This is a genomic window from Solibacillus sp. FSL K6-1126 (assembly GCF_038003445.1).
Classification (GTDB): Bacteria; Bacillota; Bacilli; order Bacillales_A; family Planococcaceae; genus Solibacillus; species Solibacillus silvestris.
In genome coordinates this window covers 821,085-844,173 of the sequence record NZ_JBBOPD010000001.1, presented here as the reverse complement: position 1 = coordinate 844,173, position 23,089 = coordinate 821,085, and the positions used below count along the sequence as shown (strand labels likewise).

12 protein-coding genes and 1 pseudogene are annotated in these 23,089 nt (G+C 37.4%); 4 read left to right on the top strand and 9 right to left on the bottom strand.

The window, feature by feature from the left end; all coding sequences use genetic code 11:
• Positions 1–391: 391 nt before the first annotated feature.
• The 9 genes and pseudogenes from MHH44_RS04085 to chrA form a co-directional block, all read right to left on the bottom strand.
• Positions 392–2,959 (bottom strand): S-layer homology domain-containing protein, encoded by a 2,568-nt coding sequence (locus MHH44_RS04085; RefSeq protein WP_340797881.1) that lies wholly within the window; start codon positions 2,957–2,959, stop codon positions 392–394.
• A 460-nt stretch (positions 2,960–3,419) separates the two neighbouring features.
• Entirely contained in the window at positions 3,420–4,079 is a 660-nt protein-coding gene (locus MHH44_RS04080) for an S-layer homology domain-containing protein (RefSeq protein ID WP_340797880.1), read from the bottom strand.
• Between the two features lie 481 nt (positions 4,080–4,560).
• Positions 4,561–7,479, bottom strand: a complete 2,919-nt coding sequence (locus MHH44_RS04075; protein WP_340797879.1) for an S-layer homology domain-containing protein — start codon at positions 7,477–7,479, stop codon at positions 4,561–4,563.
• Positions 7,480–7,654: 175 nt separating this feature from the next.
• Positions 7,655–10,426 (bottom strand): S-layer homology domain-containing protein, encoded by a 2,772-nt coding sequence (locus MHH44_RS04070; protein WP_340797878.1) that lies wholly within the window; start codon positions 10,424–10,426, stop codon positions 7,655–7,657.
• 32 nt (positions 10,427–10,458) lie between these two features.
• Positions 10,459–10,707: a hypothetical protein gene (locus MHH44_RS04065; RefSeq protein WP_340797877.1), complete on the bottom strand. Its 249-nt coding sequence runs from the start codon at positions 10,705–10,707 to the stop codon at positions 10,459–10,461.
• Between the two features lie 595 nt (positions 10,708–11,302).
• Positions 11,303–11,581 carry a hypothetical protein gene (locus MHH44_RS04060; RefSeq protein WP_340797876.1) on the bottom strand — a complete coding sequence of 93 codons (279 nt, stop codon included), beginning with the start codon at positions 11,579–11,581 and terminating at the stop codon, positions 11,303–11,305.
• A 672-nt stretch (positions 11,582–12,253) separates the two neighbouring features.
• Positions 12,254–12,482, bottom strand: a pseudogene (locus tag MHH44_RS04055) (JAB domain-containing protein); the annotation flags it as partial.
• Between the two features lie 409 nt (positions 12,483–12,891).
• Entirely contained in the window at positions 12,892–15,672 is a 2,781-nt protein-coding gene (locus tag MHH44_RS04050) for an S-layer homology domain-containing protein (protein ID WP_340797875.1), read from the bottom strand.
• Between the two features lie 448 nt (positions 15,673–16,120).
• Entirely contained in the window at positions 16,121–17,305 is a 1,185-nt protein-coding gene (gene chrA, locus MHH44_RS04045; RefSeq protein ID WP_340797874.1) for a chromate efflux transporter, read from the bottom strand.
• A 244-nt stretch (positions 17,306–17,549) separates the two neighbouring features.
• On the opposite strand from chrA, the gene MHH44_RS04040 reads away from it, so the two are divergent.
• The 4 genes from MHH44_RS04040 to rpoN all read left to right on the top strand — a co-directional run bounded on the left by MHH44_RS04040 (position 17,550) and on the right by rpoN (position 22,946).
• On the top strand, positions 17,550–18,230 hold the full coding sequence (locus MHH44_RS04040) for an amino acid transporter (protein WP_340797873.1): 681 nt from the start codon (positions 17,550–17,552) through the stop codon (positions 18,228–18,230).
• The gene (locus MHH44_RS04035) at positions 18,230–19,660 is read left to right on the top strand and encodes an HlyD family secretion protein (RefSeq protein ID WP_340797872.1); all 1,431 of its coding nucleotides are present in this window, start codon (positions 18,230–18,232) and stop codon (positions 19,658–19,660) included. Before MHH44_RS04040 ends, MHH44_RS04035 begins: the two co-directional genes overlap by 1 nt.
• Before the next feature lie 139 nt (positions 19,661–19,799).
• Positions 19,800–21,275: an S-layer homology domain-containing protein gene (locus MHH44_RS04030; protein WP_340797871.1), complete on the top strand. Its 1,476-nt coding sequence runs from the start codon at positions 19,800–19,802 to the stop codon at positions 21,273–21,275.
• A 387-nt stretch (positions 21,276–21,662) separates the two neighbouring features.
• Entirely contained in the window at positions 21,663–22,946 is a 1,284-nt protein-coding gene (gene rpoN / locus MHH44_RS04025; RefSeq protein WP_340797870.1) for an RNA polymerase factor sigma-54, read from the top strand.
• Positions 22,947–23,089: the final 143 nt, after the last annotated feature.

Genomic DNA, 23,089 nt, shown 5'->3' with positions numbered 1-23,089 from the left:
AAATGGTTCATAATCCTAGGTTAATTATCGGCATATTCTCACAGTTTGTTAGTTTATATATAAGGAAAAGGATTTAGGGTAAATGAGCCCAATGAATATTCGGCACTTTACATGCTATTTTCGCCTAAAGGAGATCCTTATTCTTCAAAATGCATTGTAAAGTTACAAAATCCGTAACTGACAACATTTATTCGCCAATTATCTATTCATATTAGTCAACGTTGTGAGCTTATTAGTCATTTTCATTAGTATTTTAGTCATTCAATATCAAATAATCGACACTTTACATGAGATAATCGGCAATTCCATTTTTAATTGACATTTTTTATATTTATTCGCCACTTCCTCAAAAAAAATCACTCTATCCAATAAAGAATAGAGTGATTTTTTATTACAATGCGTCTGTATATAATTTGCCTTCCGGTAAATACTCGGACATGCCGATTTCTTCAAGACCATTTTTAATTTTGTATGTGTGACCTAAACGGTTTTTCGATAAATAATTCGCTTTTGAAATCAACATCTCTTCAAACACCGGTAATTGTGATGGATCTACATCTTTCCAGTTTTTATAAGAGTTGATCAAGTCTTCAAGCGTTAAGTGCTGATAATCATCACCGGCAAATTCACCTTTTGGATTCACACGGTACCAAATATCTCCGTTTGAACGGATCCACTTGTTCTTCTCAATTCGCAATGCACGGCTAATCGATTTTGCCGCTTCTAAATATTTTGGATCCTGGAATTCTTTATATGCCAACAACAGTACATTCATGCCACCAAGTACATGGTTCATCGATGCATGTGTTGTCACCTGCTGATTCACAGGGAAGTAATCTGAAATATAGTAAGCATCTTTAGCGACATTAATTACATGCCCCGCTTGTTTACGTGATGCTAAAAGGTCTGCATAATTACGTAATGGCTCTTTATAGTTCGGCATATTAAACTCGGCCCCGGAATTATAGTAGAATAACGCAATCTGCTCATTGAAGCGCGTGTCGATAAATGGTGCTGTAATGCCAAATAAGTTTTTCAAATACGTACTCGTTACTTCAGTCTTCCAGTAAGTCGCGTCGCCTTTAAACTTATTCAAGTTAATGAACGAGTTTTTCACTAAGTTTGCAAAATAACGGTCGCCCTGTTCTTTTAATAATACAAGTGCACGGTCTTCTTTTACCAACAATAGATTACGCCCGAACCCTTGGTAAGATTTCGGCATTGGCTCTGTAGTTGTCGCCATTTTATTGTATGGACCTTCTGCAGTATACCAGTTGTTACGCTTCTTATAGTTAAGCGCAGTTTCAAGCATCCAGCCATTCATATTTTCATCTGTTTTAAATAAACGTTCATTTGAATTCATATACCATGTGTCAACAATATCGTTGCCATTAGAAACAAGTGTATAGTAGCTGAATAAATCTTCGCCAAGCCATGCTTGTGAATACGCTTCATACTCCGATTCCAAATCACGCATATAACTTGTACCACCAGTATCTTTATAGCTTTGTGTTAATTGTTTTGAACGATATGCCTTTCCGACCATACGATCTGTCGCCAGCTTTTCGTTCTCCATAATGCGTAATAATCCTGTCGGGTATGATGACGAGTCAAAGCCAAATACATCAGCCGAATTTTTTTCGATTGGGAAACGATCATATCGGTACAATCGGTAATTCGTTACATTCGTTGCTTTCTGGAATAAATCCACAGTCAGCTTTGATTTCCCCTTATTCGTTAACGTTGTAAACACAAAATCATCGCCGTTTTCCAAAGCTCGAACTGTTACTTTCACTGTTGCCCCTTGGTTTCCGACTGCATAATTATAAACTGTATCCTTTGCAACACCGTAAGTTTCAGTCGTTGTTCCTTTAAATACAATCGTAGCTGTTGAACGCAGATATAACGGGTTTGCATCCGATGTTACTTGTGCAAAGTTCATTTCTTCACGATTGTTTTTAAAATTACTTGATACTTCTGCTGCTTGAACTTTATATTCGTTTTTTGCAATTTGATTTGTTGCAACTAGTGCACGGTGAAGCATGACCGAGAACGTTACACGGTTAACTGTTGCTTTCGGATCGTAAGTACCGTCTTCACGCCCTGTTGTAATCCCATGCTGAGCTAAAATTTTAACATTATCACGGTGCGATTCACTGATTTTGTTCCAGTCTTTAAATGTCAGTTCCTTACCTGTATCTTTCAAATCAAATGCACGCACTAAAGTCGTCGCCATCTGTTCACGTGTTAACGCATCCGCTACACCGAAACGTCCGTCTGGTTTACCACCAAAAATACCAGCTTCATATGTAGAAAACACACCTTGTAAAAAGCTAGATTTCGTACTTACATCTGAAAACTTGTTTTGATACTTACCGTCCGGAAGCTTTAACGCACCTTTAAAAAGGTTTGCCGCCTGACCGCGGTTAATATTTAGATTGGGACGAAACTGTGCATCCGGGTAACCGCCGATAACGCCCATTTCCACAAGCTGCATCACTTCATTTTTTGCCCAGAAATTATCCGGCACATCCGCAAGCTTCTGCTTAACCGTTAACTTTTCACCTGTTTGCGGCTGATTAGCTGGCTCCTCTGATGGCTCGTTTTGTTCTGCATCAGTTGCAGGTTGTTCAGTTTGTGCCGGAGACTCTTGCTCTACTGATTCCTCTTTTTCCGGAGATGTTTCTGTTTGTGGTTCTGGCTGAGCAGGTGTTGTCGTTGTTTGTTCAGCTTTTTCTTCAGCAGAAGTAGAATCCGCTTCTTTTTCATTTGTAACCGTTTCCTCTTGAACTACCGGATTATTACCGGAATCCGTAGATTGAGTCGTAGTAGTGGTTGAATTTTGTACTGTTGGATTTTCAGCTTCAACTGTGCCTTGTACATTTGCATACGTTGCGGTTGGTAGCGCTGTGGATATAAATAGTAGCGAGGCTAACAGTGCTGATTTAATTTTCAACATTCGACAGATTCCCTCCTTTTATTTCAATAACGTATAAATTATACCGAATATCGCCATATATTTCACTGAAATGTACAATATTTAATAGAATAGTAGCATTCAATGTAAGTTTAGCACGCTACTTGTTATGAAGCGATGGTAATTCTCGCTTCCTTTAGTAGGTATTTCTTTATTAGGGTTGGGGGTCTAGTATTCGGCGGCGTGGTTCTACTTTTCGACAAAAAGGTTCTATTTTCACGCCGAAACTTTCTACTTTTCCCTTCTGAAATTCTACTTTCCTCATAATCTGTTCTACTTTTCAGAGCAAAGGCTCCACTTTCAAGCATAAACTTCCTCTTTACACATAAAAGCTCTCCACTTCTTCTCTCCCCTCTATCTCATAATCTCAACCTCTGAATTTTCTCATAAAAAAACACTTGAGCTTATATCAAGACTCAAGTGCATTACCCAAAAAGCTTTCTTATTCTATACCAATTACAATAAAGTCATCTGAAGTTGCTTCGATAGCATTATATAAAAATGTCGCTAACTGTGCGCGTGTTAATTTCATATTCGGGCTGAATGTTGTAGATGTCGTACCTTTTGTAATTCCATAATCAACTAAGGTTTGAATGTACTTCTTCGTTGCAGTATCTGTTAACTTGTTGACATCTGTGAATTTCGTTTTTGTAGTAGTAGATTGCTGCAACTCAAAACCGATCGTTAACATTTTGGCTAACTGAGAACGAGTCAAAGTTGCGTTTGGGCGGAATTCATCGCCATAACCGTTTACAATGCCTGCTTTATTTAATGCTGCGATGGCTTTGTAATATTTGCTTGTTGTTGGAACATCTTTGAACTCCGGATTTGGCACGGTAGTATTTTGCAGATTTAATGCGTTCGCTAAATATAATGCTGCATCCCCCCGTGTTGCCGATTTACTAGGCTCATAAGTTTTACTCGTCACACCTGTAATAATTCCTTCATTATATAATGAAACTATTGCATTGGCATGGGAGTTCGTTTCTTTTACGTCGGTAAATGGATTTGTATATGCTTGTACTGAATGGCCGCTTACGATAACACTTGAAATAATAACAAACACTACAGTAAGTATTGATACGTTGAATAATTTCTTCATTTACATCAATCCTTTCGATTAAACTAATTAGCACAATTATACAATAGTTTTAGTTTTATGTAGATGATAACTATACAGCCGGTATCTCATTAACCTCAAACAGCTTTATTAGAAAGATTGTTGAACATATTCGATAATTTCCACACTATATTAGAACTTCCGCTACTGATTTTAGCACTTTCATATATTTGACTTCAAAATTCAATTATATCTATTCTGCAACCGTGCTAATTTATTTACTCTATGTATTTTATTAGAACAATCCAATCTTTATTAGAAGTTCCAACTGACTTATTTGAACTTTGAACAGTAATATTTGAAAACGAGGAACACTTATTAGAAGAAGCAAACTTTTTATTAGAAAATGAATTACTTATTAGATCATCCTAAGATTTATTAGAACATCTTCAGTTTATATTAGAAAACTAAAATCCTAATAAAAAGGCATACACGCAATTAAGCATGTATGCCGCATCTAAACTTAGTTCGTACCTAAAGTTGTTCGTATATTATCGAATGTATCAACAACAGCATTGCCTGCCTCATCCACTACCTTCGCTATACCTGTACCTTTTTTAACCGTAACGGTTGTACCACCTGGTTGGTTAGCCGATAAAGTAACGACTGCTTTATTGGCGGTTGTCGACCCTGTTACTGATGCAATTCCGACAGCTGCTCCTGCAGAGTTTACTAATTCAAAAGCATCTGCAGCAAGACCGCTTACATTTTCGCTAAATGTAAGCTCGATTTGGTTTGCTGATATAAATTGAGCAGAATTTAGCGTTGGTCTAATGTTTTCTTTTAAATTGACTACGGCCGTTAAGTTCCCCTGCGATGCCACCGAATCTTTTGCCTTTACGCCGGTAATCGTTAAATTCCGTTCTCCAGAAGCTGTTGTTTCATTTGGTGCTAACGTCAAAATAACCGTATCTAAAGCATCGCTTGGAACTTGCGCATTCGTAATTCTTGCATTTGGAATAGAATAATTACTTGCAACAGAAGCTGTTGTAGCGTCCACTACATGGTTAAACTTCAATCGTACTTGGTTGTTCGTCAATTTTGGATCCGTCACTGAAGTTGTAACTGTTGGAGCAACCAGTACATTTTCATTGTTAGAATAATCCGATGTACGTTGGAAAGTGACCGCTTTATTTGCTGTATTCACACCATATGCACTGTCTACTTCTGTAAACGATAATGTCACATTATACGTTGCACTATCTGCATCGCCTGATCCTAGTAAATCATCGAGTTTCACACGCACTACTGAACGATTGCCGTTTTCTCTATACTCTAACGCTGTTGCTGTACCATTGAATGTATGTGTTACACCGCCTTTAACATAGTTGCCGGACGCTGTGATACGTGATGCAGTTACTAAATCCACTGGTTTGTTGAGCGTAATATTTAAATACTCGAAATTGCCTTCACGTGTTACTGAAGTTGACGTTACTTCGGGCGCTGCGGTATCGAGTGTAAATGAATGCGTAATCGTAAATGTATTCGTTTCGCCTGAAATATCCGTAATCGTTTTGCCCGATGCTGTGCCAATATTGTAAATACCATTTAAATCATTCGTAGCAGTAACGATAAATGAACGGTCATCACCAGGCACTGCTTCAATTGACGTGATCGCATTTGCCGAATTACCTAAACGTAACTCAAGATCACCTATTGCAGGTTTTTGAATTCGTTCCGAGAATGCCAATCTGAATGTTTTCGGACCTGTTTGTGAGATGCTCGTCAGTGTTGGTTTTACTCCATCAGCCCCGCCCATTGCAAAGCTAGTTGTTAGGGGATTTGGCGTACTGAAGTTTCCTGCAATATCACGCAGTCCTGCAAATGTTGCAGTAACTGAAGTATTTGCTGCTAATGGCTGACCATTAACCATTGCGTTGGATAAATCAAAATCTGCATACGTAGCACCCGCAGCGATTTCTCCGGTAATACCTGTTACATTCGTGCCGTTCGACAGTCGGAATGTAATACTGCTGTTACTAAATGCGCGCAAAGGCTCCGAGAAAGTAACACGGACTGTTTTCGCATCTCGGTTTACAGTACTGATTAACGTTGGTGCCACTGTATCTGAACCGAAATTGACTACGTCATCATATGGAGTAACCGTTGTACCGGCAGTATTTTTCACATTGTTTACTTTTACAAGATAGCGTCCTGTTAAAGCTGCCGCCCCGTTTGTAGAGATTGTCAATGTACGTCCATCTTCACTTAACTGCCCTCTTGAAAGAGTAACGGCATTATTGTCTACACCGGATACTGATACATAGTTTGCCAATTGCGCAGATGTTAAGCTGGCAGGCAAGTCAACTCTTTGATTGAATTTCACTTCAATTTGTCCTGCATTAAGCGCTTTCACAGATGCGACTTTCACTTCAGTAACGACATACGTTACTTTCGCCGTATAATCTTTACCGTCAATTTTAAATTCAACCGTTGTTTCCTCATTTTCAGGAAGGTTATTTTCTAAAGTAACTGCATGCTCGGAATTGTCGCTTAATGTGACTTTCAATTTATTTGCTGCAGTAGCTTCTGCTGATTTTACTGTTAAGGCAACATTGTAAGTTACAGAAGTTCCATACTCCTTACCGTTGATCTTAAACTTAACTGGCGTTTCTTTGCCCGTTTCCAAAGGTGTATCCAATTTTACCGTATGTTCCGTATTGTCAGTAAGCGTAACTTTCAATGTCGATGCATCAACAACTTCAACCGCTTTCAATCCTTCGCCTGGAACTTCCACTTGAAGCAATTTATACAGGAATGAAGAGAACTGTCCGCGTGTTGTATTACCTTTCGGGTTGAAGTTCGGTACGCCTGTTACGTTATAGTAATCTAAAACTCTGATTGCAGAGCGTGCCTCTGCTTTCGCTCTGTTATAATCAATGACATCCTCTTTAAAATCCTGGTCCATAACATGTCCTAGAAAGTCAAAATTATTAATATTCGTATAAGCGCGCACTAAAACAACCGCCATATTTTCACGTGTAATCGGATCCGCCGGTAACAGGTTTCCGTTACTTCCGTTAAATACACCATTGTCTTTTACTAATGCCGCATATTGCAATAGCTCATCCTGTGATGTACTGCGCAAGTCTGAAAAGCGCATATTTGTTTTATAATCTGAAGGGATTTTATAACCTTTTGACACTAAGTATTTACCTAGTAGTTTTACAACATCCGAACGTGTCAATGTACGATTCGGTTTAAATGTGCCATCCGGATATCCTGAAATGATACCTTGGCTTACGAGTGAATCAATTGCACGCTCATGAGTATTTCCTGCTGTGTCCGAAAAACTGGCCGCACTTGCCGCCGGAACAATTGCTGATGCTACTAATGTCGCAGTAGCTGCCGTCGTCAAAAACTTCTTATACTTTTTCTGCATCTTTATTAACCTCCTAGTTTGTAAACAATGGAATATGTTACCTCTTTTTTAAAGTTGCTTACAACCTTTCCAATTCCACGAATTATTTGAATATAAACATAATTGCATTAAAATGACTAAAAAGTATTATAAAGTTAAAAAAAGCATATCTATCGAAATAGATATGCTCCAAAAATTAGTAATTAATATTCGTAGGAACGGTAAATTGAATTGGTGAAAGGACCAGTTTATTATTGGCAAAATCACTTACTGTTGAATTGGCCGTTTGTGTAATTGTAACAACTTGGTTAGCTTTTAATGATTGCGCTAACCGGATTGCCACTTGCTCATTAGTAGTTGAATAGACTTGTGAGATCGGCACCGCTAAGTCACCCACTTTTACTTCAAACGAATGATTCAAAGCATTTTTAACCGCTTCATTAAATGAAAGCGTAATCGTATCGGTACCAGTAATATTGTGATACACATATTGCGGTGCGATATTTTCATTTAAAAAGACCAGTTCTGTTTTAGGTTCCATCGTTACAACTGAATTTAACGCACGTAAATTGCTGATTGTTAAATTCGTACCGCGTGATTGGGCAATGTCTTCCTTAATCGTTAAATATACTTTGTACGGTTCATTATGTTTAACAACTGCTTGTTGGATTGTCAAACCGTCCAATGTATAGTTTTGCAGATTCGATGCCGTAATACCGTCCACATGTGTCGAGAATGTAACGACAATTGTTTTATTATCAATTACCGTGCCCTGTCTAGCATTATACGAAGTTTCCACACTTAAAACAGAAAGCTTTTCTTCATTTTGCGCATAATCCGAACCACGTACAAAATTCACTTGGTAGGCCGGGTTTACCGCTTGTCCATATTCACTCGTAACTCCTGTGAATGTAGCACCCACTGAATATGTGTAGCCTGCAGTAGTTGTCACGCCAGAGCCAGTTAAATTGCTTAAACGAACACGGATTGTTTTGTCGTTCGTTGTGGATTTTTCAAGCTGTCCGACTAAAGACTTTTCTAACGGATACGTATACCCATTTAAAATATAGCTGCCAGTCAGCGTCACCTGTGCAAATGCCGCCGCTTCTACATTACGGTCAAATGTAAACTCTAAATACTCGATCCCTTTATCTTTTACAACATTCGTACTTACAACAGATGGAATTGTCGTATCCGCTACAAAGTTATACGCAGTTGAAAATACATTCACTTCTCCGGAAACATCGGTAATATAACGTCCAGGCGTCGTTGATATTGTAGTATAGCCATTTAACGATCCGTTTGTCGTAACAATATATGAATTAGCATCGTCTTTATCTTTCACAACACTCGTAATTACCGGTGAGTACGTATTTTGAGCAATCTTAATATCTGCCGGAACAATTGTACGAATTTCTTCAGAGAATGTTAACTTGAACTTTTTCGCGCCCAGTTGTGTAACATTCGTTAACGTTGGTACAACACCGTCTTTATCGCCTTTTGTAACGTATGTTGTTAAAGGGTTTGGCGAAGAAAGATTGTTTGAAATATCGATAATTGTTCCAAATGTAATCGCAATAGCTGTACCTGGTGCTAAAACTTGTCCTTTGGCTGTAGCAGCGGATAAATCATAAATAACTTCTGTCGCATTTTTTTCAATTGTCCCTTGAACACCTGAAACAACCGAACCATCTGGTAACTTAAATTGCGTTACCCCAATCGGATTTGTAATCGGCTCTGTAAAAATTACTTTTACTTTAGTAGCCGAAACATTTTCTACTTTTAAAACGCCCGGTGCTGTTTTATCAGGTACGAATGTTGCGATATCATCGTATTTAATAAGCTTTTTCGCTGTTACCGATTCAATGCCATCAACTACGACACGGTAACGTCCTTCAAGCCCAGTTGTTGCATTAATTGTTACCGTCAATGTGCGCTTATCTTCGCTTAATTGGCCTTTTGACAACTGTACTTGTCCAAGACGATCAACGCCTGTAACTGCAACGAGTTTATTAACGGCTGCTGTATTTAACTCAGCCCCGAGTTTCAACGGCTGATTGAATGAAATCGCAATTTGTCCGCCATTAGGATTTGTAATAGAAGAAATTTTCAGATCCGGCACTTCAAATTTTACTTTCGTTGTAAACGTTTGTTCGTTAACATCAAAAGTAACATCAGTTTCCACATTTTCCACTAACGGCGTTTTTAATGTCACAATATACGCCTTATCATCTGAAAGCGTTACACGCAGTTTGTCTGCTGCTTGTACTTCTACTTTTTTAATTGTTAAAACCGGCTTTTCCGGTTCAGGCTTTGGTACTTCAATTTGCAGCATATTATAGAGGAACGTTGCAAATTGACCACGCTTTGTCGGATCTTTAGGACTGAATGTCTTTTGCTTTGTCACTGCATAGTAAGCAAGTGTTTCGATCGATTCCTGGTGCTCCTTAGTTGTCCTGTTTAAATCACTAATATTCGATTTATAGTCAGTTTCTTTCATTGCTTCCACATAATCAAAATCATTAATTACTTTAAATGCACGCACTAAAACAGTCGCCATCTGGTCGCGGCGTAACTGGTCACGGTGCATAAGTGCCCCATTACTACCTTGGAAAACCCCAACATCCTTCACTAAAGCCGCATACTGCAACAATTCATCCTGAGATTTTGCCGTTAAATCTGTAAAGCGCATTTTCGTTTTATAATCTTTCGGAACTTCATGACCCAGTGAAACTAAATATTTTCCTAATAGTTTTACAACATCTGAACGCGTCAGGTTTTGATTCGGTTTGAATGTTCCATCCGGATATCCCCCGATAATACCCTGCTCCGATAATGAAGTAATCGCATTCTCATGACCACTGCCTTTAATGTCCGAAAACGATGCTGCACTGGCTGAAGGAACAACTGCCGTTGCTGCTAGAACAGCTGCTGTTGCCGATGCTAGAAATTTAGTATGAACTTTCATATGTAACTCCCCCAATATTTAAGTTGATAGTTTTATATATGTAATAACTTTATCTGATTATGACAAACTTCTGCTATAACCAAAGGAGAGCTATCTGAATATACCGTCAGATTATTATCAATTAAAGCAAACTCTTCAACAAGCACTTCTTCATACTTCCAATTTCTAAATAACGGCAGAACTTCTTTACACTGAATTACCAGGACATTCATTTTTGACTGAAAATAACCTTGTACTTCTAGCAAACACCCATTCACTTTTAATTGGCTAAAAAAATGCATGTACATCCCTCCATAGGGGATATTGTATAGAATATTATGGTAATTTACAAATTTTATGGTAATAAAAATAGTTGTAAAAAATAAAGAATAAAGCAATTAGGGAAATAATCTTGAAGAAAATAAGTGTAAATAGCCCCAACTCCTCAAAAGGAATTAGGGCTTAAAACATCTTCTTCATGAAAATAATATATGTTTATCATTCTATTTGATTTGTTTTAAGAAAAGCCCTGTAGAGATTCCTTTCCACAAGGCTTTCCTTAAAGGCCGGGTACTCTTTAGAACAGTGAGATAAGGTACTTGTCCCCTTGCCCTCCTCGATATGTAGAAATTATAGCAAATAGAATTTCAGTGCGATATTCACTAGGTTCGTAACGTTCGTCACGTCCACTGTCAGAAGTCATAACCTCATCGTGCTTTCTCCAACATGTCCCGCTTCCATCCGTCTTAAGATCAAAAGTTAATTTATAGGCTCCCCAACCTGTTCGACCCGGAACAGAATCCGTATTATAATAAGTATCGATCATATCCCAAATTTTTCTGAATGCCGCAGTCCCCAATGGTACTTATACAATTAGTAATATTTTCGCACACGACACTACCCAACATCCCGATTTACTGTCAACACAAATTGTCCAAAGTTAGCCGACCAAGGTACGTACAAAGTAATAAGGCTTTCGCTTCTGCCAATGCCTGTTCTTTCTTCTGTAAATCCTTCTCCAACGCCTTTGCACGTTGCTTTTCTTCCGTTCAAATGTATTTCCATCACGACTAAAAATTTATCGATTCTACTGCGAGTTCGCGATTTGACGGGCAGGTCAATACCCTTACAAGGAAGAATATCTCTTATAAAAAGTGTTAGAATTAGTGTTGACATTCCTCCTGACCCTTGTCCCCATATATGTTTATCATTCTATTTGATTCGGTTCCAAGCAAATAGAAAAGCTCTGCGGAGATTTTCTATGCACAGAGCTTCCTAAAGCGGGACGAGGTACCTGTCACCATGTCCTGGAGCTTTAGGACTTCTATAAATTTATGAAATCTATGATTTCAATTTATTTTACTTTAACTACTACATCACCTTTAAGGAAGTTATTGTCTGCATCCTTACCAGTGTTTGGAGCTGCAACAGTACCTAGTTTTGCAGATGTGAATACTGCTGATTTTAAGCTTACTGCGCCTGCAGAAACCGTACCAGTTGTCACAATGATATCCGTTCCAGTATCATATGCACTATTACCATTTACATCCACATATAAAATATCATCGCCACCAGCTGGATTTCCATCAGCACCATTGTCCTCTAAACCTTGTGCAGTTACCATATATTTACCAGCATCAGCACCTGCACTAATTGGTGCTACAGTATAAGCAGTAGCAGCTAATATAGAACCATTAACAGTTAATTTCAAATCATCAGCATCTGGACCCGCTGTTAACGTTTCATTGAAACCTACAGTTACTGTACCATCAGTATTTAATATAGAAGAATTCAATACTAGTTTTGCATTATCAACAACAGCAAGTATTCCACTATAGTTAGTTACAGTCTCACCGTTTAAAGATCCTATGTGACACATGTTAATCGCTGTTGGTTGATTCTTCGTGTCTAAACAAACAACGATAAAATATTTACGATCTACTTCTCCTAAGAATTGCTTCAATAATTGATAGCCATCTTCAGGACTTCGAACACAACGCTCTTTATAAAGTATACTTGATTCTTTCACTAACTTTAGACTGACGATGTTCACTCGTTTAGCGGGTTGACTTTGCATTTATCCCTTAAATAACTCTAATTGTTTCTTTCCATATTGATTCATTCTCTTTCCTCCTCAAATAGAAATAGCCCTAATTCGTTTTGAGGAATTAGGGCTAAGATTTATTTATCATATAAATAATATATATTTATTATTATATTGATTCGGTTTCTAACAAGAGAAGATTTAAACATGAAAAGAGAGTTACTGTAAAACACAGTAACTCTCCATTTATAGAATGTGGGGAACACCATTGTTCTAACAAATTATTTAAAGGTGGGAGAACAAACTGGTTCCTGTACTCCCAATTTTTTTGAAAAGAAAAACTCTGTAGAGAATTCTCTCACAGAGCTTTTCCTCAATTATTTTCTGAAAGGTTAGAGTCAGAACTCTTTCCCCACAACTCTCATAGAGTTATGTCAATTAATTATTGAGCAGAAACATTGAAACTAGCAACTTTATTAAAGCCACTGATATCAGTTAGATTAACTAGAGTTCTATCAGAGTTTGTTGCAACTGTTACACCACTTGCAGCTGTAGAAGCGTTAGAGAAGTTTAAGATTACAACGTTATCTGTAGCAGTATCGCCAGTGCTTGGAGCAGCAACTGTATATGCAATTTCAGTAGCACCAGTTTTAACAACAAAGTCATTTGTAAAGTCAGTAGCACCACTTGTATCAACAGCTTCAGAGAATGTTAATTTTAATCCAGTCGCTAAACCATTTGTATCTTTAACGTATTCTACTTTAGATACAGTTGGAGCAACATTATCTTTAAGAGTGATAACTTGATCAATTGCTTTTACTTCAGTAGCAGAAGAAGAAACAACGTAACCAGTTGCATATTCTTTTACTGCGTTAGCATTTAAAGTGATTTTTGCAGAAACATCATTTAATGCTACTGAATATGAAGCTGGTAACTCAATTTTAACTTCATCTTTAGCAGATGTAGTGAAGTATGCAACAGAACCACTTGGAAGTGCAGCACCATTTAATGAGTAAGAAGATGTAGATGCAGCAGCATCATCAACCTTTGTTCCATAAGTTACAGTAATTACGTTTTTACCATTGTCGTTAACTGCAGTAGTACCAAAGATAGCAACACCTGTTTTTAGAAGAGTAGATGCTGTATTAGTAACTTCTGTTGTTACAGTAGTAGCTTCGTTTACATTGTTACTGCTATCTTTAACTAAGCCTTTATCAAGAACTAAGCTGTATGTTCCATTTGTAAGACCAGCAGCATCTGTAATTGTGATTTCAAGGTTTTTACCGACAGCTGCAACAGTTGCAGCTACTTTTACATTACCACTAACAACAGTTAGTTTAGAAGCATCAGCTACAGTTAATGTTTTATCAAATGGTACAACGATTTTATCAGTAGATTTATCATAAGTGATTAATTTTGATGAAACTACTTTTGGAGCAGTTAAGTCTTTAGATAAAGTAACTGAACCTGTGTATTCATTTCCAATTACAGTACCATTTTTGTAACCAGAAACAGCAACTGATAATGCAACCGAAGTTTCATTTGTAGCGTATAATGGGTTAGCTGTATTTGCTTGTGTTGGAACTACAACTTTTACATATTTAGTTGCCGGAACTGAAGGATTACCATCAACATCAACATATGAAACTGTTAGGTCAGCAGATGTGAATGTATAATTACCTTTTTTAACTGTGAAGTTAGCAGGTTCAATTGTATCAACTGCTTTATTTAAAGTTAAGATAAATGAATTTGAATCTTCAGCTTTAATTGAAGCAACAGCAGGTGTTGAAACATCAGCACTATAATTTACAGAAGTAGTTGTAAGAACTTCTTTGTTAGCTGAGAAATCTGCATAATTTAAAATTTGAACAGTATTAGTACCAGATTTTAATGTTGGTACTGTAAATGTATAAGTATAGTTACCAGCTTTTGTACTGTTAACACCAGCTACTAATGCAGCTCCATTTACAGAAACACCACCTGAGTTAGTAGTCCAATCTACTTGCTCATCAAAAGTTAATTCAACAGTAGTGCTATCTTTAGCAACAGCTGAAACTAATTTAGGAGCTGTAGTATCTTCAACTTTTACAGCTTTAGTTGTGAATTTAGGGAATTTATCAAATCCACTAGTTAAGATTGCGCCATCAGCAATTTCAACATCAACACCAGCTGCTGGAACTGCATTCGTTAATAATAAGATAGCAGATTTTCCATCTTCAGCAAGTTTGAAATCAACAACTGCATTAGCAGTACCTGCACCAGTAGCTGTTACAGTGAAATCTCCAACTGCTACACTATTTGTTGAAACAGCTTTATTGAATTTCACTTTAAGTTCTTTACCGTTAATCGCACTTACACCTTCTACTACTGGAGCTTCAACAACAAAAGTTACTTTAGCAGTATATTCTTTTTCATCGATTGTAAATTTGATTTCTGTTTCTTTGTTAGCTTCTAAAGCTGTTTCTAATTTCACTGTGTGTTTAGTATCATCAGATAAAGTTACTTCTACAGTGTTAGCATCCACAGCTACTGCTTCTTTAACTGTTAATTCAACAACTGCATCAGTGTTGATTGTTTTGTTTAAGAATGTAGCGAATTGTGCACGAGTTACTGAATCTTTAGGCATGAAGTTTTCAACGCCAGAAATTCCTAAGTTACGTAATGCTTGGATTGCTTCACGAGCTTCAGCTTTAGCTGTTGCTAAATCAGCAACTTTAACATCTTCGATTTCAGCAGCAACTTCTACTAATGTAGTGTCGTTGATTGCTTTGAAAGCACGGTCTAAAACTAGAGCCATGTTTTCACGAGTGATTTTGCCACCAGCGTTTAATGCGCCGTTAGAACCAGCGAAAACGCCAGTGTCGAATACTAATGCAGCATATTTTACTAATTCTTGGTCTTTAGCGTCTGCAGCTAAGTCTGTGAAACGAGCTTTAGTTGCATAGTCAGCTGGGATTTCGAAACCTTGAGCTTCTACCCATTTTCCTAACATTTTAACAACTTGACCACGAGTTAATTCTTGGTTTGGTTTGAAAGTGCCATCTGGATATCCTCCGATGATGCCAGCTTCTGCTAATGCGTTAATGTTTACAGCGTGTGAGTTTGTGTCAGCAACGTCTGAGAATCCAGCAGCAGAAGCTACAGGAACGATTGCAGATGCTACAAGAGTAGCTGTAGCAGCAGCTGCTACGAATTTAGTATATTTCTTAGGTTGGTTAGCCATAGAATGATTTCCTCCAATAAAAACAATTTTTTATCATTTTAACAAATGTTGTCTCGTATATTACGATAACAATTATAAGTATATTAGTAAGATATTTTAATGTCAATGCTAATTTAGGAAATATAAAGCAACCCCTCCAATACTAGCTACACCAATACTTTAGTTGTCAGAACTTTAAGTAATATTAATTGGTAATAATTAATTCACTTGGTAATAATTAGTTTGTAAATATAATTTAATTGTTTTTTGAATTATAGTAATTGGCATTAAAATGGTACTTTTATGACTTCCTTAACAGTATATTAATTACATATATAGAATACAAATTCCAAATAAAGCGAACCTTTAACCTAGGGAATTAGAACCTTATTCTATTTAAAGGAGCAACTTCACATACTACACAAAATCAAAAAGCCATCTCTAACATTAGAGACAGCTTCCCCCTTTTCTATAATAGTACCACCCCAGCTACAGCCCCGGTAACAACGACAATCCACGGCGGCAGTTTCCAGTAAGCAAGCATGCTAAATAACACTACGGCTAATGCAAAATCCTTCACTTCCAAAATTGAACTCGTCCAGATTGGAGAATACAAGGCGGCAATTAAAATACCGATCACCGCCGCATTCATACCCATGATGGCACCTGTAATTTTCGGATGGTTGCGTAGTTGATCCCAAAACGGCAACGCCCCGATCACCAAAAGAAACGCCGGTAAAAAGATTGCAACCGTCGCGACTACCCCACCTTGCCAGCCATTCATGACCGTTCCTAAATAAGCAGCAAATGTAAAGAGAGGTCCCGGTACTGCCTGTGTAACACCATACCCCGCTAAAAACGCTTCTTCGCTCATCCAGCCTGTGGGGACGAACTCATTTTCCAATAACGGGAGCACGACATGTCCCCCGCCAAACACAAAAGACCCAGAGCGGTAAAAACTATCAAACATTGCCACCCAATAAGAACCTGTTGCTTCTTTCAACAGAGGTAGAGCTACCAGTAAGCCAACAAACAACAGAAGGCAAATCGCTCCAACCTGTTTAGAAACTGGAAAACGTGACTGTACCACCCCACCCTCATTCTCCTGTTCCAGCAAAAGAAACCCTATAAATGCGGCAATCAAAATAACCCCTACTTGGCTAAAAGCGGTATGCCATAGAATCGTCACAAGTAATGCCAATATCGCAATTGCCTTTCTTTTTAAATCAGGTGTCAGACTTTTAGCCATTCCGATAATGGCATGGGCAACGATCGCCACTGCCACAATCTTCAAACCATGAATCCATCCGGCATTTCCTACATCAAATCCAGCCATAAGTAATGCAAATACAATAAGCACCACTACTGAAGGAAACGTAAACCCGATAAAAGATATGATACCCCCTATAATACCAGCGCGCATAATTCCAATGCCAATTCCCACTTGGCTGCTAGAAGGTCCGGGCAGAAACTGGCACAGCGCTACTAAATCGGCATAGCTTTTTTCATCCATCCATTTTCTTCTGCGTACGTATTCTTCATGGAAATATCCTAGGTGAGCAGTCGGTCCTCCAAAAGATGTCAGCCCTAAACGTGTAGAAACCAAAAATATTTCGATAAGTGATTTGATTCGATTTTGCTTTGTTGAATTCATCGCAGCTAACTCCTTAAGACTATTTTAGTAGCGCAACCTTCTATAACTACTTTCTGTCTTACTTAAAAGTAGCACTTCTCTCTTGCTACACATAGATTATTTCTTATAATTTACATACTTTTTACACTTACTTTGCAATAAGGATTATAATGAAACTATATTTCTATTACACTGTTAATATATGTGTTATTTTCTTCAAGTTAGGGTATTAATCATATGTTAATAAAATTATTGAGGTGAATTTATGTTCGAGTACAAGTTTTGGCATCATCTTTCGCACCCATCGCAACTCATACATAACATTGAACGTAGCGAAGATCAGAGACTATTAGGGTATCGGAGAGTTTTGCTGGCTATTTTTGGTTTTACATTACTGTTCTTTATCATTCGTAATTTCTGGGGGATGAATACAACCGATTTAACAGCACTACTTGTAAATGGTGAAGGAGATTTGTATAGTTTCGCTAGACTGATGTCTTTAATCGGTGCGATTCTAGCAGGTATTTTATTTTTTATCATTCATTATTATGTCATTACATATTTGATTCATTTACTGACAAATATTGATTATGGCTGGATTCGAAAAATACAGCTTTACGTCATCTTCTTTGTTGTTCTTGAAAAACTGCTGACGGTGATCATCTTTGCGATAGCAGGATATTCTACTCAGTTTACTATGTTTTCACTGGCACCTATGATGGCATACGTATATTATCATGACTACTTATTGTTCTTCCTGAATCAATTAACAGTTGCATCGATAATTACGGTATGGATTCAATACATATTTTTATCGAATTGGACAGATCGACCGAAAGCGTTGCTGTTTAAGTTAATACTTATTCAGATTGTATTGGCATCGCTTGTTGCGTTATATAGCATTCTTCCTGTTTTAACTTGGATTGAAGGGTGGCTTGGTCTGTAATGCGTATGACGAAAAAAGTGAAGATTTTTAGTGCAGTTGCCTTATTGTTTGTGTTGGTGAACGGTTATTTTTTACTAAAAGACAATGATATTATTATGAAAAACTACTATATTAACAATGTACAGTTTGCAGTAGCCGATTATCATGAAAAAGTTTTGGAAACCGATGCTGTTGTTGCAGCGAAGCAGGAGCATTTCATCGCAGCGCCTGTACAATCGATTAGCGAAGTGCTCGTTACACCAGGGCAAAGTGTCAGCCTATTAACGGAGCTAGCCATTTATAAACCGGAAGAGGCCGAACGTGAAATTACACGCCTTGAGACGGATCGCGATGCGTATGAAAACGAGCTATCAGAATTGGAAAGAATCGTTTCCGATTTACAAAATGAAAGCAACAATTCCTCACCGAGTACTGCAACTGATTCAACAACACTTGGTGACAACGAAATTTGGAATATAAATTTAACACTGGAGCTTGGTATTGAACAAAGCACGCCAACAGCAGAAGGTATTGCGATTATCCAACGTTCGATTGCGGAAACAGAGCGCCAGATTACTATTTTGGACAGTATGATTTCCCAGTTAAGTAACAATAATTCTTTAACTACACCAGTTGAAGGGATTGTTAAAGAGATTGTGCTTGAAGGCGATTCGATCATTTTCCAAATTCAATCGCTTGAGAAGAAGTTTGTTGCATATTTGAAACATGAAGACTGGAAGGAAATCGAAATCGGTCAGAAGGCTTCTGTTATATTGAATGAAGGTAAAGAAGACGAGCTGATCATTGATGGAGATGTACTGGAAAAACAGCAAATTCCTGCACGTGATTCCATTGCATTTAATGAAATGAAAAAGAACGATAAAGTAAAGCCGGATGATACGGTGTATGAAGTTAGCATTGAACCAACTGACTTATTAACGGAAACACCGATTGGTATTCTTGCCGATGCAACAATTACAACATTTGAAGCAAATGACAGTTTCCAGGTTGATGAGAATTGGCTTGTGAAATATGAACAAGACAATACAGAAAACCTCATTTATGCAGTCGGAGAAGATGGGAAAACTAGATTAGAACCGGTCGAACTCCTATTCAAGCATAAAGCGGAAATTGAGCAAGATGAATTCATGTATGGCGAGCCAGTTGAGGAAACTGTTGATGAGAAAGCCATTGATGAGGAAGCTGTAGTTACTGAACCACGCATCCGAACTGTTGAACTCGAAAATTCCAAAAATGAGGATACAGCGAAAGATGAGGATTTAGAAGACACAGCGGTATTTACAGCACCAATCGCACCACAGCAAATTTTCATTGACGGCGACGAAAAAAACCTGTTCGCCCCTACCTTCAGACCGTATCCATTACGTACGTTTGAATGGACGTATGTTGATGCAACATGGAAAGACGCTCTTTGGTATTTAATTAAATAAAACAAACAATAAACGGTGGGACATGCTCTTCTTTCCCACCGTTTTAATATGTATACAGAACACTGTGTTTTACTGTCTTTCTGTACGGGTAAAGACATAAAAATAAAAGTGACGGAAAATAGAAAAGGAGTCGAAACGAATGAAAAAAGGAATAACAAAAAGTTTCATAGCTACTACTTTGTTCGCTTCCGCATTATTTATAACGAATGATGAAGTGTTGGCGAAAAAAACTTTTTATGATGTAGAAAACAGCCAGAATTCCCATACAGAAGCCATCCAATATTTAAATAATTTAAATGTGTATGATTACAAGTCCGGCAATCAATTCAATTTCAGCAAACCTGTTTCACGAGCAGAAGCATCGAAAATTCTCCAAACAATTCTATCAAGCGATTCGGCCCTGGCCATTCCAAAAGTACGGTCTTATAACGGAAAGTTCAAAGATGTAACGAATTCGACTCCTTTTACGAAGGAAATTATTTGGGCATATGAGTCAGGCATTTTTGATGGGGACGAATACGGCAATTTCAATCCGGATCAGCCAGTAAAGCGTTCACATCTATCAAAAATTTTAGTAGAAAGCCTGAAACTGAACGGTGGTACGAAGGTCAGCTTTAAAGACGTCTCAAAATCCAGCTGGTACTATGACTATGTAAATATTTTGGCGAGCCACGGTATTACGACCGGCAATGAAAAAAATCAGTTTTTACCGAATAATAACGTCACAAGTGCACAAATGGCAACATTTTTATATCGGGCACTGAGTTATAAAACGACAGGTGAAGTAATCAGCGAACCCGCGCCCCCTACTGCCGAAAAACCTGAAACTGCTACAGCAATGTACAATAGCGAATATGACTTTACGTGGAAGCAAACAGGAAAAAATTTGGACTTTGAATTAGAAGGTATCGATAACAATAAGATTGTTGCACGCTACATGACAAAGCAAGGAAAAAGCTTCTTCGGTGCAAAGGACCTGCAAATCGGCAAAAATAATGCAAGCGATGTAAAAGCGAAGTACGGTACGAAAAATGCAAATGTACAACGCGGAAATATCGTTTACAATACGCAAGCTTCCAATGAATATAATTTCTATTTAATAGATGACTATTACGTAACGTTTTTCTATGATATTCATAAAAAGAATGTTATTCGTTCAATCCTTTATGTCCATAAAGACTATGAAGTGAAGAAAGATGGCTATTACGGCGATATATCGGATACGCAAAAACATTCCGAACAGCTGATGGTCGAGCTGATGAACCAGGCACGTGCCGCTGAAGAAGTTCATCCACTAGCACATTCACCGCAATGGGCATCGATTGCACGAAAGCATAGTAAAGATATGATCGATAACAACTATTTCTCTCATACAAGTCTTTCAGGTAAAATACCATATGACCGTATGATCAGCGGAGGTATGAGTGAGTCCGAGCTGAGAACATGGGGCGAAAATATTTCGTATGGTCACTACAATGTCATTTATGCCCACGAAGGCTTTATGAATAGTAAAGGGCATCGAGACAACCTACTGCAGCCCGCCTATAATAACGCGATCGTAGGCCTGGAGTACAGCAGCAAAAAGGCCCCATATTTTACGATCAATTTCTATTAAACTAATAAATCCAGTCCCTCTAATTATAGAGAGACTGGATTTTTAAATTATACTTTCGTTACTTCCTAGTAAAAAATCTCCTTGCCATTTTGTACACTCCTTGTTGCTAACTATTTCCTATTTTTTAAATCAAAAAATCCACATGGTAAAAGACATGTGGATTTATATTGTATTTGCACCCGGCGCAGCAGTTGAACTAATTGAACTTGCAATCATTATCGAACGTCTAATGTCTACATTTAAAATTTATCTAATAGTTAACGAACACCCACTAATTATGACCAAATTTCTGCACATTTACTGTCCAATTTATTATACATTTCAATTTACTGAATATATGGTATATTTTTCTTTAATCATTTTACAAATTAAATATGGGGTGATTGAATGCAACTATCTATAAAACAAAGCCAAGAATTACAATTGACGATGAATTTACAGCTTAGACAGGCCATTGAATTACTTCAATACTCTACAACCGAACTCGAAACTTTTATTAGAGAACAGGAATTAAAAAACCCATTAATTCAATTAACCGAACCAAAAGAACGTTCAGCTATTCAGACTAGATGCTTACCACGAGAACAGTTAATCGAAAAAATTAGCGGAACATCCATTACAATTCGCGAAGAGTTATTGCAACAAGTAAACTGCACATATTCAGATAATGATACGATTCGTGTTTTGCATTATATAATAAACAATTTAAATAACAAGGGTTATTTTGAAGAACATGAGCATAATCCCTTCAGTGAACAAGAAATTACGGAAGGTATTCAATTATTACAATATATCGGACCTCACGGGATTGGGGCACGCTCACTACAAGAATGCTTATTGTTACAATGTAAAGAAGATCCACATTGTCCCAACTATGTACCAGTAATTATTTCAAAATATTTAGAAGCGCTAGGCAATAAACAATATAAAAAAATATTGCAATCGTTACCGATAAAATTACCAGAACTCTATGAGCTAGAACACTACATTAAATCTTTGCAACCGTTTATCCCTCTAAACGATGAAGAAGAAAATTTTCATATTACACCCGACATTATTGTAGAAATTGAAAACAATCACATTTCCATGTTTTTAAACGATCGTTATTTACCTAAAATTTCTATTGTGCCCGAATACGCATCTATTCTAAAAAACGCCTCAGATGGGAACGGTTATTTAAAAAAACACTACAAAGAATACAACTGGTTGTTAACTAGCATTGAACAGCGGCGAACAAATATTATTAAAGTGATGCAAGTACTCATTCAGCGCCAGCGTAATTTTTTTGTACAAGAAGAACATATGATTGAGCCACTTACTTTACGCGAAGTCGCACAAGAAATTGATTTACATGAATCTACAGTGAGCCGGATTACAAATAATAAATATGTACAAACTCCTTTCGGTACATTCGAATTAAAAAAATTATTTTCATCAAAATTACCTACGATAAATGGTGGTGTCATTTCACAAAATACAGTTAAAACTTTACTAATTAATTATATTAATCAAGAAAAGAAAGATAAGCCTTATACGGATCAAAAAATTACAGATTATTTTAATCAAATACACGGAATTGAAGTTTCTAGACGTACGATTGCCAAATATCGCGAAGAATTAAATATCCCTGTAGCTTCCAAACGAAAATACTCTTCCTACATTTATAAATAACTTATTGAACTTGTATTGTCATATTGCAAGTTCTTTTTTGAGACCTAATCCAAATCCCCAGCCTGTAATGGAATAGTTGCCAAACACAATAAACTCCCCAGAAAAATTCTGAGGAGCTAATTAACGACACTCTATAAATTAAA